Source organism: Waltera acetigignens (assembly GCF_025567015.1).
Taxonomy (GTDB): Bacteria; Bacillota; Clostridia; order Lachnospirales; family Lachnospiraceae; genus Acetatifactor; species Acetatifactor acetigignens.
On sequence record NZ_JAOQJO010000006.1, the window covers coordinates 73,563 to 91,836 of the forward strand.

Consider the following 18,274-nt stretch of genomic DNA (forward strand, 5'->3'; position numbering starts at 1 on the left):
GATTATCCCTCCAATGCTCTTCTCGCCAGTTCCAGGCATCCCATGATGCCCTGATCATCATGCAGTGACGCAGGTACTACATAATGCTCCGGATCCTCCAGTTCTTCTGTTATCACATAGCCATTGATATAGGTAATCAGCTTTTTGCGTATTAATGGGAATAGTTGCTCCTGATGCATGACACCGCCTCCGAGAATGATCATTTCCGGAGAAAGTACCATCACATAATTTGTCAATGCCTGCGCAAGGTAGTCTGCCTCCAGATCCCATACTTCCGGACAATCTGCCAGTTCCACTGCTTTTTTGCCCCATCTGGCTTCTATGGCAGGACCAGCCGCCATTCCTTCCAGACAATGATCCTTGTGATAGGGGCATTTTCCTTCATAATGGTCTGTATCCCGTTTTGTGATGAGGATATGTCCTGCCTCAGGATGAAGCATACCGTGCAGCAGCTTCCCGTCAATATACACGCCTGCTCCGATTCCGGTTCCCACGGTCAAATACATGACGCAATGTTTCCCTTTTGCCTGCCCGAAAGTAACCTCACCCAGTACTGAACCATTTACATCGGTATCAAATCCCATAGGACATTTTAACGCTGCTTTCATGCTTCCCAAAAAATCAAAGTTTGTCCATGCAAGTTTAGATGTGGTAGTAATATATCCATATTTTTCCGATGCTGGATCCAGTTCCACCGGTCCAAAACTTGCAATTCCCAATGCGTCTATCTGCTTGTCCTGAAAATATGCGATCAATTTCGGAATGGTCTCTTCCGGCGTCGTTGTAGCTATAGATACCTGCTCATAGATCTTTCCTGTTTCATCTCCGATGGCACAGACCATTTTTGTTCCGCCCGCTTCTAATGCTCCCAATTTCATAGTGATTCCTTCTTTCTTTTTATTTTTTATCTTCCGATCTATTCCCATAGGTTTTCTGATATAAATGCAGCCAGGGTGTATGCTCTGGCAATCTGGAGAAATCCTTTTGATCATAGATTTCCTGAATCTGTCCATTCCGTATCCGGATCAGACGGTCAGCCAGAGCCAGAGAATCGGCAAGATTCACCGCCAGGATCACCACTGCAATATTTTTTTTCAAAAACCGTTCCATCAGCTCCCAGATATGACTGCGCACGGACACTTCCGCATTTTTAAACGGCTGTACGCACAACACGACCTGCGGATGCTGCATCAGAATTCTCGTATATACCAGATCATACTTCTGCTGCCTGGTCAGGTTCCACACCGGAGTGTCAAATACGTCCTCCCCCAACAGATCTTTTTGTTCCTCCTGGATACTTCTCCGGATTCCAGACTGATTCCACACACCCCGGATTCGATGATCCATGGTAAAACATAGGTTATCAAAATAACTCATATGAGGAAACAGCATAGTCTCTGTGGGTAGCTCCTGGATTACCGCAATATCTCTGTTTTTCTCACTTTTTTGTGTCCCTTTCGTCAGATAAAAGCTTCCTTTCTCTGGAATCTCTCCTTGAAACAGCTCCACAAAATCAGCAATGCAACGATTATCCAGATCCTGCAATACAACGCATTCTCCCTGCCCGACCCGAATCGTAATATCTTTCAGATTACCATATTGTATCTTATCCATGATCAATACGGTCTGTCTGTCTGTATCTGCTTCCTGTCGTCTATGTTGAGATCTCACCCACCTGTCATATTCCTCCACACTCTGTAGCGGAAATGTATCAGGAATCGGATCACCTCTCTGAAACGTTTTGATGATCTGCCCGTTTACCATTAATGCCATACGATCACACAGATAGGTTGCTTCTTCAAAATGAGCCGTGATGTAAATGAAAGAAATTCCTCTTTCTGCGTACAGTCGTATGATCCTGTGCAATTCCTCCAGTTCGCTCTCGCTAATAAAAGTACTGACATTTTCCAATACGATCAGCTGACTTCCTGCCACCACCGCTTTCAAAACTTCTGTCACAAACTTTTGAAATATTGTCAGTTCGCTGACATAAGCCCCCGCCGGGATATTGATCCCGATTTCATCCAGAAAAGGCTGCAGCAGTCGTTCCAACATTCCCGGATGAATCAGATACTTATGAAATCCTCTCCGCAGGACAAAAATATTGTCTACCACGGTTAGATCCTCCGCCAGACTGCTTTTGTTGCGGATGATACTGATCCTGTTCGTCCGGTTATGCGACCTCTGCCACTGATTGACCAATTGCTCACGATAATATACATATCCGTAGTGAAGCGGCATATTTTGTTGCAACAGTTTGAGAAAAGCATCCATTCCATAACGATTGACCGGGATCAGACCGAATACCTCTCCCTTTCGTACCGTTATATTAAAATTATCCAGGAGAATTCTTCCCTGTTCCTTGTAGGTCACCTTCTCCATGCGCAGCACTTCCCTGATCAACAGTAGTTTTCCTGCCTTTCTTCCATATGAATCAGATTACGATCACTGTAGATTACAGGAATTCTTATCTTCACATCCGTGCCAATCTCCGGCATAGAATACACATGAATTCCATATTCTTCTCCAAATAGTAAATGGATACGGTTATTGACATTTACCAGTGCGATCCCGCCTTTTGTCTCGGATTCTCCCGTTGCGAGAATACCTCCGCTTTTTTGCAATCTTTCATTGATATCCGCTACTTTGCGTTCTTCCATGCCGTTGCCGTCATCCGAGATACACAGAAGCAGACAACTTTCCGTCATTTCCAGTAGGATCCGGATATGTCCCGTTCCCAGTTTGCACTCTGTCCCATGAATGATACTATTTTCCAGGATCGGCTGCAAGGTCAGTTTGGGGATACGACAGCTGTAAATCGCTGCTTTTTCCTCGGGATCACATTCAACGGAAAGCTGCAGTCTGTCGCCGAAACGATACTGCTGAATTTTAAAATAAGTCATACAGTTCTGCAATTCTTCTTCCACTGACACCAGATTTTCTACTTTGCTGATGGTATAGCGGAAAAAAGTGGCCAATGCCTCTGTCATATCTGCGACACTTACCAGTCCTGCAATCAGTGCCTCACTACGGATGCTCTCCAATGTATTATATAAAAAGTGGGGATTGATCTGATTTTGTAATGCCAGATACTGTGCCTGTCTCTTATTCAGGTTCAGCATCTCCTGTGACTGCATCAGATACTGCATTTTGCTGACCAGACTCTCCAGCTCCGGAGAAATGTGGATCCCATCTTCTCCCACCAGATTGCTGGTGGTATAACCGTCCAGAAATAATTCTATCCGCTTCTCGATACGCCGGTAAGGCAGCCATATCTCCACTACAGCATAGCAGATACCAAGCACCAACAGGCACCCTCCAAAGATCACCGGGAACCAGCCTGCCCCATTCCCCCTGATTTTTTCATAGATAAGATATCCCAAGAGCGCAGCCAGAAACAACACCATAAAACTCCACGCACACAATGTCCGAAAGTTCAGATAATGCATTTTTCCCTGCTTCATACGCTCTCCTCTCAACCGTACAGCTTCCGGTACTCTGCCGGATTTACGCCGGCAATCTTATGAAAAGTCTGGGTAAAATGCTTTCTGTCATTATATCCTACCCGCTCACAGATCTCGGTCACAGACAATCCTGTTTCTCTCAACAGCGTTTTAGCCTCATCCATTCTTACCCGCATCAGATATTTGGCAAACCCTTCTCCTGTTTCCTTCTTAAATAGGGCACTAAAATATGCTACACTGAAACCCACATGGTCACATACTTCTTCCAATGTAATATTTTCCGCATAATGTTTGTGAACATACTGCTTTGCCTGGCGGATCGGCCGGGAAGTCTCCCCCTGTCTGGCTTCCAGAGCTTCTGTCATCAGTTCTTCCTGCAGCGTTGACAGTTCATGAAACAATTCTTCCGCAGAGCCACAATGCATACACTTTTCTTCAAATATAGTGGGAGATGTAGCTCTTACACGCACAATAAAAAATCTTCCTGCTGACAGCACCGTTTCCTGAATTTCCCGTCCTCTGACATCCGGTACACTCATCACCGCATTTTTCAGTTCTTCTCCGCACTTGCTGGCTTCTGCCGGATCCAGAACTTCTATGGCATGTTCCATTTCTTTACAATATCGATCCAGAATATCCTGCATTGGTAATCCGGATGCCGGAGGTACTTCTTCCAGAAGTCTTCCCCAGCCTTCCACGATCCTCTCCCGAATCGCAAGCTCTGCTTTTCTTATGGATGCGGTCAATTGTTCCGCATCCACTGTCACACCGCCAATGGCAAGTGAAAATCTTACCGGTCCCAACATGGAACGGTTCGCTTCCAGTTGTCGCAAAAATTCCAAAAGCAAAGTTCTTATTTTATCCGTATCTTCTTTTATAAAATTAAGAATACCATACCCGGAATCTTTCACATAATCAAAAAGGCAGTCATTACAGTTTTTTGACAGGCAATGATAGAACAACTCTTTCGTTTTTTCACAGATCACAGTCTGTGCTGCCTTACTCATTTGTTCCGGATCATATCCTGCTTTCACCACTATGGCCTGATAACAATCAGCTTCCGCCTTAAAATAATAGTTCTCCTGCAGCTGCACTGCGGTTGGATTATAGGCATCTTCTACAAGATCCTTCAGCAACGCATATCTGAGGCGATTTACATCGCTCTCACTGACTCTCCGCTCAGCCATTTCCATACCCTGGGCAGATTTCTTTGCATCCAGCCGCTCACCAATTTTTCGCAGTGTTTCGTTCAATTCGTCCTGTTTAATAGGTTTTAAAAGGTAATTTCCCACACCAAGGGAAAGCGCATTTCGTGCATACTCGAAATGTGCATATCCACTGATAATGATGATTTCCAGTTCCGGACATATCTTTTTTGCATTTTTTATCAGCTCCAGCCCGTCCATTCCCGGCATGCGAATATCCGTGATCAGAATGTCCGGTCTATATTGCTGCAGCATATCCAGTGCCTGTATGGCATTTTCTGCCTGTGCCGCCATCTGCATTCCCAGTTTGTCCCACTCGACCAATGCCTGGACAAGCTTGCAGATCAGCTTCTCGTCATCTACGATCATTACCTTCCACATAATTTTATCCTCATTATTAGCCTTTTTTTCCATAAATATAGATTTATTTTAGCACTCGTTTAAATGCAATTCAACAGGAATATCCCATATTTCCGGATATTCCTGTTGAATTTTTATATTTATGGAAGAGAAAAGATTTTGCTTACTGCTGTTTGGTCAGAACAGATACTCCTGTATCGGTTACAGCACCACCGAGACTTTCACCATTGATGGCTTTTACAGCTGCTTTTACACCTTCATAACCCATAACATCGGGATTCTGAGCCATGGTACACAGCAGATATCCGTCATCGATCAGACCCAGGATAGCATCAGACTTATCAAAGCCTACACCGATTACGTTATCCTTACCGGAAGCCTTGATGGCGTTACCGGCGCCGGTGGTGGAACCTTCGTTACATCCGAAGATACCTACAACGCCCTGGGTAATATAGTTCTCTGCAATACTTTGGGATTTTGCTGCATCGCCTTCGCCGTACTGAGTCTCCAGAAGTTCGAAATCAGTTCCTTCAAATGCAGAACGGAAACCTTCTTCTCTCATAACGCAGGAATCGGTTGCTGCATTTACATTGATGATACCAATGGAACCACTGGTGACACCTGCATCTGCCAATGCTTTCTTCATCTCTTCACCTGCTGTCTTACCTGCAGCATTGTTGTCGGTAGAGAAAGTAGCTTCTGCGGATACGTTCGCAGGGGAATCTACGTAAATCAGCTTAACGCCTGCATCTGATGCCTCTCTCAGTGCGGAAGAAATCGCATCGGGACCGTTTGCTGCTACGATGATAGCCTGTGCACCTGCACTGACTGCGTTGTTTACACACTCGATCTGCTGAGCATCATCCTTGGTATTGGGAGCCATAAACTGAACTGTTACACCCAGCTCTGCTGCTGCCTTCTGTGCGCCCTCATTCAGAGTTACCCAGTGCTGATCCAGAGAATCCATGGTGATCAGAGCGATCAGAGTGGTTCCTGCGTCTGTTGCAGTTGAAGCCTGCTCTGTGGTGGTGGATGCTGCCGCACTGTTCTGTGCCTCACCGGTGGCTGCGGTTCCTGCGTTGTTGCTGCTGCCACATCCGGTCAGCATTGCTGTTGTCATGCATAATGCACAAGCTACTGATAATACCTTTTTCATTTTGTAAACCCTCCTTAAAAGTGTTCATTGATTTATCTTAGCATCTTAATTGATGTCTAATTCTTAGCCGGTTTCTTCTTAAATACACCATTCCTTACAACAACATCCAGAAGTACTGCAAACACTACGATGATACCGATAACCAGTCTCTGGATACCTACCTGGGCGCCAATCATATTCAGGCCATTCTCCAGTGTCTGCCATACGGAAGCACCTGCCAGAGTTCCCAACAGCAATCCGGTTCCTCCCAAAGGAGAAATACCACCGATAACGCCTGCGGCTACCGCATACATCTCGTACATGTTACCGGCTTCCATGTTACCCATTCCGGCCTGACCGCAGAGGATCAATCCTACCACAAAAGAACAGAATGCACTGACCAGATAGGTCTTGGTGGTGGTCTTTACTACGCTGACGCCGGACAGCTTTGCTGCATCCACATTGGAACCGATGGCATAAATATGTCTGCCGGTACGTGTTTTGGACAGCAGAAAGAAGAATACGATAAAGATAATAATTGCAATCCAGAAAGTATTGTAAACGCCCAATGTTTTACCATAGTAGAAAACATTCTGGAAAGTCTCTCCGGCATCTTTGCCGACACCGGATGCGATGGCATCCGTATTACGGTTGCCGTTTACCATGTAAGCAACACCTCTTGCTACAAACATGGTTCCCAGAGTAGCAATGAAGGGAGGCAGTTTCCACTTACCTACCAGAATACCATTCAGTACCCCGATGATCATGCAACATACAAAAGTAATCAGGATAGCTACTACAGGGTTCACACCCATGGTCATCAGTGTTGCTGCGATCATGGCACTCATACCTACCACAGATCCAATGGACAGATCGATATTACCGGTGATCAGCACATAACTCTGACCAATACCAATGATCAGATACTTTGACATGGATCGTAACAGGTTCATTACATTCTGACCGGAAAATACGGCCGGATTTATAATACCAAAAGCGATATAGATGATGATCAGACCGGCAAAAGCGGTAAGGGCTCCTCCCATTCCTCTGATCGCAAAAATTCTTTTCAACGGACTTTGCTTTTTCATAATGATATTTTCACCTTTCTTATGGTTATAATTTAAGCGTTAGCTGCGATCTTCTTCTCGAACTGGGTTGCCAGGGTCAGGATCTCATTCTGCGTTGTGTTTCTGGCATCCAATTCCCCAGTAATCCTTCCATCACACATTACAATGATACGATCGGCTATTCCCATGACTTCCGGCATCTCCGAAGATACGAACATTACGGCAATTCCCTGTTTTTTCAGTTCGTTCATGAGGTTATAGATTTCAACCTTTGCTGCCACGTCGATTCCTCTGGTGGGTTCATCGAAGATAACGACTTTTGAATTCCGTGCCAGCCATTTTCCTACGACTACCTTTTGCTGATTACCACCAGATAAGTTACCGGCATTGATGTCCACGTTCGGTGTTTTGATCTTCAGGTTTTCTACTGCCTCGTCACACATCTGATCTTCCTTCTTGCTGCTGACTACTCCCAGTTTGTTGCAGAGAATATCCAGATTAGGTAATGCAATATTGTGCCGGATGCTCAATTTGGTACACAATCCATCCTTTTTCCGGTCTTCCGGTGCCAGTACGATTCCTGCGCGGATTGCATCATTGGGATTTGTAATTTTTAATGTTTTCCCTTCCAGAATGATCTCTCCGCTGTCCTTTGGATCCACTCCGAAGATTGCTCTTGTCGTTTCTGTTCTTCCAGCACCCATCAGTCCGGCAAAGCCCACGATCTCGCCTTCATACAATGCGAAATTGATATCCCGCACCATGCGACCTGCGTTTAATCCCTTGACTTCCAGAATCTTTTCCCCTTTTTTACACGACTCTCTCGGGAACTGTTCCTTGATCTCTCGTCCTACCATATTGGCTATAATCTGGTCCATCGTGGTATCTTTGAAATTCATGGAAGTAATATACTGTCCGTCTCTCATGATGGTCACACGGTCTACAATATGCTGAAGCTCTTCCAGTCTGTGGGATATGTATACAATACCGCATCCCTTGGATCGCAGATCCTTAATAATGCGGAACAGATCATCTATTTCCTTTGCTGTCAGTGCGGATGTGGGTTCATCCATGATCAGGATTCTCGCATTGACCGACAATGCTTTGGCAATTTCGACCATCTGCTGTTTGGATACCGGCAGTTCTCCCACGACCTGCTTCGGGTCAATATCGATTTTCAGATCATTTAATATCCGGGAGGCTTCCGCTTCCATATCACCGTTTGCCAATACAATACCTTTTGTCTTCTCCCTGCCTAAGAACATGTTCTCTGCTACGGACAGGTGCTTACACATATTCAGTTCCTGATGGATAATAGCAACTCCGGCTTCCTGTGCCTGTTTCGGTGTCAGATCCCCATACTCCTTGCCAAAGATTTCCAGGCTTCCACTGTCTCTGGTATACACACCGCTCAGAATCTTCATCAGCGTACTCTTGCCGGCGCCATTCTCTCCCAACAGGGCCATGACTTCTCCGGATCGCAATTCAAACTGTACATGATCCAGTGCTTTTACTCCCGGGAAGCTTTTGCATATATCCTTCATGGATACTATGACTTCTTTTTCACTCATACCTTCTCTTCGTCCTTCCCTTCCATTAATAAATAGGCTAATTTTAGCTGTTTTTTGCGTTCCCCTTAACTTTATGTTAACAGTATAGCAAAAGCCCCCTTCAAAGATAAGGGGACTATCTTTCTTATTGAAGGGGGTTTTTTATGCACTATGAATATGAAATTCTAAATTACACCTTTGTACCTATACAAGTTTACGATTCTGTTTTTGTTTCTCTTCTTTTTATATCGGCAGTTTGTATACCAGTTTTTCTTTCCAGCTCTTCCATCATGACATTGCTGTTACGAAAGACACATAAAATCACTCCCACCATCAGGGAATTGGCCAGACAGTTCCCCAGCCCATAAGCCAGAAATGGAATGGATATGGTGTAGTAAATGCCAAATCCAAAATTCACCAGAACCGCATTGACGATCCGAAGCATGATGCTCAGACTGCACACACTGCCCAACAGCAATGCCGCACGATTACTCTGACGCAGAGCGACACGGAGTGCATAAAGCGCAAAAGCAAACAGTGCCACGATCACCAATACTCCCACAATGATACCAAACCACAGGAAAATGCTGTGAATAATGTAGGTTGTACAGCTCTCCTGTGACAGGGACCATGTCCCGTTATTTTGATCTGAGGTAAAAAGTAATGCCTCACTGATCTTTCCCCCACCCAACAATGAAAAGCCATGCTGTTCCTGCTGAATATTGCTGGCAATATAACCGGTCTCCCCTTTTCCCATCCGGTAAACCATCCGCCGCCAAATAGAGTAATCTCTTTTTTCCCGGCAGAATGCCCCGTTTGATGGCAAGGAACAAAATTACGATAGATAACAAGAAAGCTTCCATCATACCGGCAGAGCAGGTAATATCCTGCGATAACAGCAGCACCGCTGCCAGATACACCGCATCCAGAATCAGGATTACCTTCCAGCTTAAGGTTCGCATGCGATACAAAAGCAAGGCATACAGAACCGGAAGAAACATCCACAGCAGATAGACAGCTTCGTATCTGTCATGATAACTGCCACTCCACATATGTGTCCCCAGCATACTGCCTGCCAGCCCTGCAGCTATAAAAAGCGCCGTCAGCCCATAGCTGAAACGTACCAATTTCATATAGTTTCCATAGAGAAGTCCGAGAATCAGCAACAGTCCGATTCCGTTATACAGGATCGTATTACGCAGATAATTTTCCGCTCCCACCGTCTCCATATGGGAAAACAAGATTCCCTGCATGACAATTCCCACCAGTGTCAGTATCACCGTGATGCCAAACAACACTGTCGGAAACTTCGGCCTGTGGATCCGGTTCAATTCCCTGCCGGTCTGCAGCGGATCCCCCATCTGGCGTACCGCTTCCTGTGCGGCTGCCAGGGGTGTCATTCCCTCCCGGTGGTAGTCCTCCGTCTGTTCCTCAATGTGATTGCCAATCTCCCTGCGGATTGCGCATCTGGCATGGGGATTCTCGATCTGTTCTCCTATGGCATCCAGATAATCCCGGATGCTTCCGGCATTCCGCCAATCCGTATTCTCTTCCGCCGCCGGTTGTTCTGCCTCCTCATGCGCTGCCAGCACTACCCTTTTTTCTTCCTTTCCCATAATCAGCACCCTCTCTGAAGACTCAACACTCCGGAAACTGCAGTCTGGTATTCCTGCCATTCCTTCTTCTTTTCTTCCGCATGCTTTTTTCCTGCAGGAGTCAGCTGGTAGTATTTTCTCGTCTTGCCGGAAGTATTGTCCTCGTAAGACACCACATCTCCACGGCTCTCCAGCGAGTGCAGCAGAGGATACAGTGTCCCGGCCTTTAGTTCGAAGACATTGTTAGATCTCTCTCGCAGTGCCTCAATCATCTCATAGCCATACATGTCCTTGGTCTCCAATAGACGCAGGATCATCATTGCCATACTTCCCTGTACCAGATTCCTATCGATTGCCATATGTATACGCTCCTCTCTATATGGGCTTTCTACACACAATATATATCGTCAGTCTATATATGCCAAGGAAATTATTCTCACTTCTCTTTTGTGCTTTCTTTCGCACGGTATCGTATGCTATACTGTTCCCAGATATTTTCTTGATCATTTCTACAAAACCCAACATTATATAAAATAAAGGAGGTATACAATGAAAAAAATATGGATCGTCGGTTCCCTCGGTCACATGGGGCAGGCGTTGATCAGGTTGTTAGACATGATGGAATATGAATTATACGAGACCGACAAGGATGAGCTGGATATCACGGATGAACATGCAGTTTCCCTGTTCATGCACCGGAATCGTCCCGATGTCGTCATCAACTGTGCAGGATATCATCCTTCCGCCGGTGCAGCGCAGTCGGAGACGGATATGGCTTACAAGGTCAATGCCGTAGGTGCAAGGAATCTGGCGCAGTCTGCGGAAAGCATTCAGGCAAAACTCATCCAGATCTCTACGGATGATGTATTTTCCAGCGCATCCGACACACCCTATAATGAGTTCGATGATGTAAATCCTGTGGGCTTGTTTGCGAAATCCAAATATGCCGGAGAGAAATTCGTCATCCAACTGATGACCCGCTATGTCATTATCCGCAGTTCCTGGATCTACGGCATCGGCAAAGACTTTTTGAATGAAGTACTGGAAGCTGCCGCGGACTCCCAGGTATCTACTATGGAACTGCTAAATAACGACCGTGCGGTACCTACCTCCGCCGCAGAGCTTGCCCGGGTGGTGAAATTCTTCATCGACAACGATCATTACGGCATCTATCACGCCGTATGCAGTGGCGGTTCCTGCACACGCCTGGAATTTGCGAAAGAGATCCTGCGTCTTGCCGGAAAAGAGGACCGGCTTACCGTCACAGTAAAAGACGGCACCCCGGAGAAATATTCCGTACTGGATAATATGATGCTGCGTCTCACCGGCATCGAAGAACCCAGTGGCTGGAGAGAGACACTGGCTTCCTACATGAAAGAAACCGGAGGACTGGAATAGTGGAAAAACACAAAAAAGAAAAGAAAAAACTCGGTCTGTCCACCAAAATCTTTATCGCCCTGTTAACCGGTGCGGTATGTGGTGTACTGATCCATTATTATATGCCGGAAGGGTACTTCAGAGATACGATTCTGATCAACGGTATTCTCTATGTACTGGGAAATGGTTTTATCCGCCTGATGCAGATGCTGGTGGTCCCTCTGGTATTCTGCTCCCTGGTCTGCGGCGCAATGGCCATCGGTGATACGAAAACGTTGGGAACTGTGGGTGTGAAAACGATCCTGTTCTATCTGTGCACCACTGCCTTGGCGATCTGCGTGGCACTGGGTATTGCCAGTCTGATCAATCCCGGCGTCGGTTTAAATATTGCGTTGCCGGAGGATGCCACCGAAGTCGCAACCACCCAGGTAGATTTTGCGGAGACGTTGTTGAATATTATTCCGAAAAATATTTTTACCTCTCTGTCCGCCGGAGATATGCTGCCAATCATCTTCTTTGCTTTATTTGTTGGCATTCTTCTGGCTGCCATGGGCAACCGGGTCTCCACTGTGGCGAACTTTTTCAGTCAGTTCAATGACATTATGATGGAAATGACGATTGCAGTCATGAAAGCTGCCCCTGTCGGTGTCTTCTGCCTGATTGCGAAGACCTTCGCAGGCATCGGCTTCGACGCTTTTGTGCCTATGCTGAAATATATGGGAAGTGTCATTCTGGCGCTGGCAGTACAGTGTTTCGTGGTATATCAGGTCATGCTGTTTGTGTTCACCCGCTTGAATCCTTTTAAGTTCATTAAAAAGTTCTTCCCGGTTATGACCTTTGCCTTCTCCACTTCCACCAGTAATGCGACGATCCCTCTGTCTATCGACACTCTGTATAAAAAAATCGGTGTCTCCAAACAGATTTCGTCCTTTACGATTCCTCTGGGTGCCACCATTAACATGGACGGTACTTCCATTATGCAGGGCGTAGCAGTTGTTTTCATAGCACAGGCTTACGGTATTCCTCTGACCCCGGCTGCCATTGCTACCGTCATTGCCACCGCGACGATCGCTTCCATCGGCACTGCCGGTGTCCCCAGTGTCGGTCTGGTCACCCTGTCCATGGTACTGACCTCCGTGGGACTGCCTACCGAAGGCATTGCACTGATCATGGGTATCGACCGTATCCTGGATATGCTGCGTACCGCTGTCAATATCACCGGTGATGCCGTATGTACCACTATCGTGGCTAAGCAGCAGGGTGCCTTTAACGAGAATACTTTCCGGGCAGATAACTGATCACCTGTTTACAGCTTTCCAGATGGCTGTCACCGTATAAAAAAAAGAGTGAAACATTCTGTCTTGTGCTCAAGTGCACCGTCAGAAGTTTCACTTTTTTATAGCTCGCAGCTATTCTATTTCAGTTTATTGAGTTTTGCCCGGTTGGCAATAACGATCAGCCGCATATCCTGTGTCAGAGGTTCTTCCGGATCGATATTGGTATTTACATTTTTTCCTTCGATGATCGCCACCACGTTAATGGAATATTTTTTCCGCAGATTCAGCTCGATCAGGTTCTTCCCGATCCACTGCTGTTTGACTTCCATTTCCACCATAGACACATCCTGGGACAATTCGATAATGTCCATGAAACCGGAGCTTAACAGATTTTTGGCCAGGTGGATCCCTGACTCACTCTCGGGGAATACTACACGGTCTGCTCCTACTTTCGTAAGGATCTTGCAGTTTATCTCAGTGGCGCATTTGGCGATAACGGTCTTTACGCCCAGTTCTTTACACAGCATGGTTGCCATAACACTGGCTTCCAGATGATTTGCCATGGTCACAATGACCACATCAATATTCGCAATACCGATCTGTCTCAACGCTTCCGGATCTGTAACATCTGCACATTTACAGTATGGAATCTCTGAGATTGCCGCATTGACAACTGCCTCTCTATTGTCTACCGCCACCACCTCTGCGCCGTTCTCTGCCAACTCCTTCGCCACACTTCTTCCATATCTTCCAAGTCCAAATACTGCATAGGTCTGATTGATTCCCATAGTCTCTTCCTTCCTGTTGCTTCGATCTGCTTTATCCGACGCTGATCTCTTCTGTCGGGTTCTTCACAATATTTTTGTTCTTTTTCTGCGTGCTGAATGCCACTACCAGAGATATGGGGCCGACTCTTCCCAGATACATGGTCACGATAATAATCAGTTTTCCCCAAAGATTCAGCATGGAAGTCAGGTTCCTGCTTAATCCCACAGTAGCTGTGGCACTCACTGTTTCATACACAATATCTATCACATCCGCATCTGTCACTGCAGATAAAAGAATTGTGGACAACGACGCAATGATAAAAAACATACCTACAACCGCTACCGATTTATTCACCGCCTGCTTCGGAATATTTCTCCCAAAAAGCTCCGCATCCTCCTTATTACCTATAGTGGCAAACATAGATACCAGCAGCACTGCGATCGTAACTGTCTTCATTCCTCCTGCGGTTCCCACCGGAGAGCCGCCGATCAGCATCAAAAGCACCGAAATGATCGCAGAGGTATTGGTCAGATCCTCTTGTGGAATTGTGGCAAAACCTGCGGTTCGCGTAGTTACTGCCTGGAACAGGGATGCCCAGATCCGTTGCGGCACCGTGTAATCCTGCATCGTCAGAGGATTATTGTATTCAAAAATATAAAATGCCGCCGCTCCCACTACAATAAGTATTCCTGTCACCGTGAGTGCTATTTTACTGTGCAGTGTCAGCAGTCGGAAACATTTCAGCTTCTGGCTCCGGATATTTTTCAAAACCCGCAGTACATCCCACCAGACGATATAGCCCAAACCTCCCAATATGATCAACAGCATCGTGACCAGATTGACCATGGGCTGAAATACATAGCCGCACAGACTGTCTTCCGCCATAATATCCATTCCAGCGTTGCAGAAGGCAGATACGGCATTAAAAATCGAAATCCATATGCCTCTGAGTCCGTATCCCGGCACAAATACTGTCATGTACAAAAGAGCTCCGCATCCCTCCACCACCAGAGTACCTATGAGAACCTTGCGGAGGAATTTCACGATTCCGGAGATATTATTCAGATTAAATACATCCTGCAGCATCCACCGGTTACCCAGTCCCAGTCGTCTGTGCAGTCCCATCATCACACCGTACATGACCGTAATGACTCCCAGACCTCCCAACTGGATCAGAAACAGGATCACGATCTGTCCCCAGACGCTCCAGGTGGAATATGTGGGAACCGTCACCAGACCGGTCACACATATGGATGTGGTAGCCGTAAATAAAGCATCTATATAAGGAACCGCTTCTCCGGTAGCTGAACTGATGGGTAATGCCAGTAGGAAGCTACCCACTAATATGGCACACAGAAAGCTAAGCATGATCTTCTGTGTCGTAGACAACTGTATTATTTTTTTACTGTTCATAACACACTCCATTCCGCCGACGCTTTATCGATTATAACACACTTTTAGATAAAAAACTCCTATTGGAGACAGTTTGTTGCTGTATCCATCATAGGAGTTTTCTTCTGATCTTATTTTTCTTCCCTTATACCTTAAAGCGATATCCAACACCCCAGATGGTCTCGATATATTGAGGCTTTGCAGTATCTTTTTCAATCTTTTCACGGATCTTCTTGATGTGCACGGTAACAGTGGCAATATCACCGATAGAATCCATATCCCAGATCTCACGGAACAATTCTTCTTTGGTAAATACATGGTTCGGATGCTCCGCCAGGAACGTCAGCAGATCAAACTCTTTGGTCGTAAACGTCTTCTCCACCCCGTCCACATAGACACGTCTGGCAGTCTTATCAATACGGATACCACGGATCTCCACGATATCATTCTGCTGCTTCTGGTTGGTTCCCACCAGTCTCTCATAACGGGCCATGTGCGCCTTCACACGGGCTACCAGTTCACTGGGGCTGAAAGGTTTGGTCATATAGTCATCCGCACCCAACCCTAAGCCGCGGATCTTATCAATGTCGTCCTTCTTCGCAGATACCATGAGAATGGGAATATTTTTCTCCTCGCGGATCTTCTTACATACCTCGAAGCCGTCCATGCCGGGCAGCATAAGATCCAAAATGATCAGATCATAATCGCCTGCCAGTGCGGTCTTCAGTCCCTCATCTCCGGTATTGCAGATATCTACCTTGAAATCACTGAGCTCCAAATAATCCTTCTCAAGATCTGCAATTGCTACTTCATCTTCAATAATTAAAATCTTACTCATTATTTATCCTCCATTTACAGAATGTCCTTGCATCATCGGTTATCATGCTATTTCTGTTTTATTCCTTATTGATTCCTTATTCATTACTTGGTTCCACCCGGCTGCAGTTCAATGTATTTTCTCAGGACAAAATGCATACAGGTGCCTTCACCCTCTTTGGCTGTTGCCCATACATAGCCGCCGTGATCCTCGATGATCTTCTTCACAATAGAAAGTCCGATGCCGCTGCCGCCCTGGGCGGAATTGCGGGAAGCATCCGTGCGGTAGAACCGCTCAAAGATCTTCTGCAGATCCTTCTGCGCGATTCCCTTGCCGTTGTCCTCGATCTCTACCCGGATAGCATCCACTTCGTCGAGAATACGGATATCAATGTGCCCATTGGGTTTGTCCATATATTTTACGCTGTTACTGATAATATTATTGATGACCTTCTTCATCTGCTCCGGATCCGCGATGACTACTGTGTCAGGAGATACCAGATTCGAATAGTTCAGCTTGATACCCCGCTGCTCCAGATCCAGTCCGACTTCTTCCACACAGTCGCCGAAATAATCCGCCACGTTGATCCGGTGGAAATTGTACGGGATCCGGTTATTATCAATTCCGGAATAAGTGGTCAGCTCGTTGATCAGACGATCCATATCAATGGCTTTATTGTAGATGGTCTTGATGTATTTATCCATCTTCTCCGGCGTATCTGCCACACCGTCCATGATTCCTTCCACATAACCCTTAATGGCTGTGATAGGGGTCTTCAGATCATGGGAAATATTGCTGACCAGCTCTTTGTTCTGCTTCTCATGCTGGGTGTTCTCTTCCGTGGATTCCTTCAGCCGTAAACGCATGTCCTCATAATTGCGGTAGAGATCACCGATCTCACCCTTGGCATCTGTCTCCAGAACATAATCAAAGTTGCCTTCCTTTATCTTGCGCATTGCCACGTTCAATTCATTGATGGGTTCAAATACGCCCTTATGGATCCACTGGGTCAGCATCAGGCTGGTGAAGATCAGGATCACAATAATAGCCACGAACATGTCGATCAGCAGATGTCTCGAGATCAGCGAATTGACCTTCGTGACGATAAATACGCTGCCCGGTGTTCCATCCCGGAAAGTGAAATCAATCTGTTTTACATACTTCTCCAGTTCATTGTAGAAATATCCACTGTCATCCGACAGATTCTCGTCACCATAGGCAGGCAGTTTTTCAAAAATCTGCTGTGCGGCTTCTTCATTGCCGGCATAATACAGCTTATCACCTTTTCTTACAATAATGTAAGTAGACTTCCGCGATACCTCCTCATTGATATGATCCAGATATTCTTTATCTTCCAGCCTGCTGCTGTCTTCCTTCACCTGGTCCAGCAGCACATAATACGCCTGATCCGTGGTATTGGTGAATTCCCTGAAATTCTCCGACATCATGGAATAATCAATATCCGTCAGACTGAGACCCTGAGAAAAATTCATCAGGTAAATAGCAATCATCACGAACGCCATGATCGTCAGCAACAACGGAAGTAATATAATACTTATAAATGTTACACGAAGTCTGGTTTTAAATTTCATATTACTCTTGCCTTTCAGCAACCTGCAAACTTTCCGTGACTTTAGTGCTGTATATTTCTGTACACTGTGTAACACAAGTTTGCGCATGTTAATTTATACTTTACTTTCGCTCATTATAGCATGATTCCCACCTCCTGTGTATAAAGGAAGCAAGAATATCATTAAAAAAATATAAACAAAATTTTTTCATTTTTCTGTTGACATTATTCTCGCATCATGTATAATAAGCTTATAAGAAACAGTAATCATTACTATTATCGAGAAAGGAGCTTATCATGGCACTGAAACGAAGCAGACAACGGGAAATGATCAAATCCTTTCTCATGGGACGCAAGGATCATCCTACCGCTGATGTGATCTATTCTAATCTGAAGCAGCAGGATCCGAACTTAAGTCTCGGTACCGTCTACCGTAATTTGACACTTTTGTCAGACATGGGAGAGATCTTACGACTCCGGGTCGGTGACGGTGTTGACCATTTTGATGCCGATACTTCCGAACATTATCATTTCGTGTGTACGGAATGCGGAAGCGTTATTGATCTGGACATGGATAGTATTGATTCCATCATGGAGGCCGCCGGAGAGAGATTTGACGGCCGGATCCGGGGACATGTCACTTATTTCTACGGCTCTTGTCCCGCCTGCACCAGGGTTGCTACGGAGTCCTAGT

The 18,274-nt window shown here is 45.8% G+C and carries 17 protein-coding genes; 3 read left to right on the top strand and 14 right to left on the bottom strand.

From position 1 onward, the window contains the following. Window positions 1-2: 2 nt before the first annotated feature. The 10 genes from OCV96_RS07590 to OCV96_RS07635 form a co-directional block, all read right to left on the bottom strand. A complete protein-coding gene (locus OCV96_RS07590; RefSeq protein ID WP_227063783.1) occupies window positions 3-878 on the bottom strand; it encodes an ROK family protein in 876 nt (291 codons plus the stop codon). A gap of 19 nt (window positions 879-897) precedes the next feature. Then, window positions 898-2,403 (bottom strand): sugar ABC transporter ATP-binding protein, encoded by a 1,506-nt coding sequence (locus OCV96_RS07595; protein WP_227733287.1) that lies wholly within the window; start codon window positions 2,401-2,403, stop codon window positions 898-900. After that, complete coding sequence (locus tag OCV96_RS07600; RefSeq protein ID WP_227063777.1) at window positions 2,400-3,464, bottom strand: sensor histidine kinase; 1,065 nt, start codon at window positions 3,462-3,464, stop codon at window positions 2,400-2,402. The genes OCV96_RS07595 and OCV96_RS07600 overlap by 4 nt, the downstream gene beginning before the upstream one ends. Before the next feature lie 11 nt (window positions 3,465-3,475). Next, the gene (locus OCV96_RS07605; protein ID WP_227063775.1) at window positions 3,476-5,050 is read right to left on the bottom strand and encodes a response regulator transcription factor; all 1,575 of its coding nucleotides are present in this window, start codon (window positions 5,048-5,050) and stop codon (window positions 3,476-3,478) included. A gap of 142 nt (window positions 5,051-5,192) precedes the next feature. Then, the gene (locus OCV96_RS07610; protein ID WP_330672186.1) at window positions 5,193-6,185 is read right to left on the bottom strand and encodes an ABC transporter substrate-binding protein; all 993 of its coding nucleotides are present in this window, start codon (window positions 6,183-6,185) and stop codon (window positions 5,193-5,195) included. A 56-nt stretch (window positions 6,186-6,241) separates the two neighbouring features. Next, entirely contained in the window at window positions 6,242-7,255 is a 1,014-nt protein-coding gene (locus OCV96_RS07615) for an ABC transporter permease (RefSeq protein WP_227063772.1), read from the bottom strand. A gap of 32 nt (window positions 7,256-7,287) precedes the next feature. Further along, window positions 7,288-8,805, bottom strand: a complete 1,518-nt coding sequence (locus OCV96_RS07620) for a sugar ABC transporter ATP-binding protein (RefSeq protein ID WP_227063771.1) — start codon at window positions 8,803-8,805, stop codon at window positions 7,288-7,290. Between the two features lie 193 nt (window positions 8,806-8,998). Next, entirely contained in the window at window positions 8,999-9,541 is a 543-nt protein-coding gene (locus OCV96_RS07625; RefSeq protein ID WP_227063769.1) for a hypothetical protein, read from the bottom strand. Continuing rightward, window positions 9,453-10,400, bottom strand: coding sequence for a permease prefix domain 1-containing protein (locus OCV96_RS07630; RefSeq protein ID WP_227733286.1), 948 nt, complete (start codon window positions 10,398-10,400; stop codon window positions 9,453-9,455). Before OCV96_RS07630 ends, OCV96_RS07625 begins: the two co-directional genes overlap by 89 nt. Window positions 10,401-10,402: 2 nt before the next feature. Beyond that, window positions 10,403-10,738: a PadR family transcriptional regulator gene (locus OCV96_RS07635; protein ID WP_227063764.1), complete on the bottom strand. Its 336-nt coding sequence runs from the start codon at window positions 10,736-10,738 to the stop codon at window positions 10,403-10,405. Window positions 10,739-10,928: 190 nt separating this feature from the next. On the opposite strand from OCV96_RS07635, the gene OCV96_RS07640 reads away from it, so the two are divergent. Together OCV96_RS07640 and OCV96_RS07645 are read left to right on the top strand one after the other, a co-directional pair. Further along, window positions 10,929-11,777 carry an SDR family oxidoreductase gene (locus OCV96_RS07640; protein WP_227063762.1) on the top strand — a complete coding sequence of 283 codons (849 nt, stop codon included), beginning with the start codon at window positions 10,929-10,931 and terminating at the stop codon, window positions 11,775-11,777. Further along, entirely contained in the window at window positions 11,777-13,054 is a 1,278-nt protein-coding gene (locus OCV96_RS07645) for a dicarboxylate/amino acid:cation symporter (RefSeq protein WP_227733285.1), read from the top strand. Before OCV96_RS07640 ends, OCV96_RS07645 begins: the two co-directional genes overlap by 1 nt. Before the next feature lie 116 nt (window positions 13,055-13,170). On the opposite strand, the gene OCV96_RS07650 is transcribed toward OCV96_RS07645, so the two are convergent. From OCV96_RS07650 to OCV96_RS07665, 4 genes are all read right to left on the bottom strand, one after another. Further along, on the bottom strand, window positions 13,171-13,821 hold the full coding sequence (locus tag OCV96_RS07650; protein WP_022154058.1) for a potassium channel family protein: 651 nt from the start codon (window positions 13,819-13,821) through the stop codon (window positions 13,171-13,173). Between the two features lie 31 nt (window positions 13,822-13,852). Further along, the gene (locus OCV96_RS07655) at window positions 13,853-15,214 is read right to left on the bottom strand and encodes a TrkH family potassium uptake protein (protein ID WP_118539038.1); all 1,362 of its coding nucleotides are present in this window, start codon (window positions 15,212-15,214) and stop codon (window positions 13,853-13,855) included. 124 nt (window positions 15,215-15,338) lie between these two features. Then, a complete protein-coding gene (locus tag OCV96_RS07660; protein ID WP_022154060.1) occupies window positions 15,339-16,031 on the bottom strand; it encodes a response regulator transcription factor in 693 nt (230 codons plus the stop codon). An 83-nt stretch (window positions 16,032-16,114) separates the two neighbouring features. Next, window positions 16,115-17,602, bottom strand: a complete 1,488-nt coding sequence (locus OCV96_RS07665) for a sensor histidine kinase (protein ID WP_262594096.1) — start codon at window positions 17,600-17,602, stop codon at window positions 16,115-16,117. A 275-nt stretch (window positions 17,603-17,877) separates the two neighbouring features. Here OCV96_RS07665 and OCV96_RS07670 point away from each other — a divergent pair, with 275 nt between their 5' ends. Beyond that, window positions 17,878-18,273, top strand: coding sequence for a Fur family transcriptional regulator (locus tag OCV96_RS07670; RefSeq protein WP_119623285.1), 396 nt, complete (start codon window positions 17,878-17,880; stop codon window positions 18,271-18,273). Window position 18,274 lies beyond the last annotated feature (1 nt).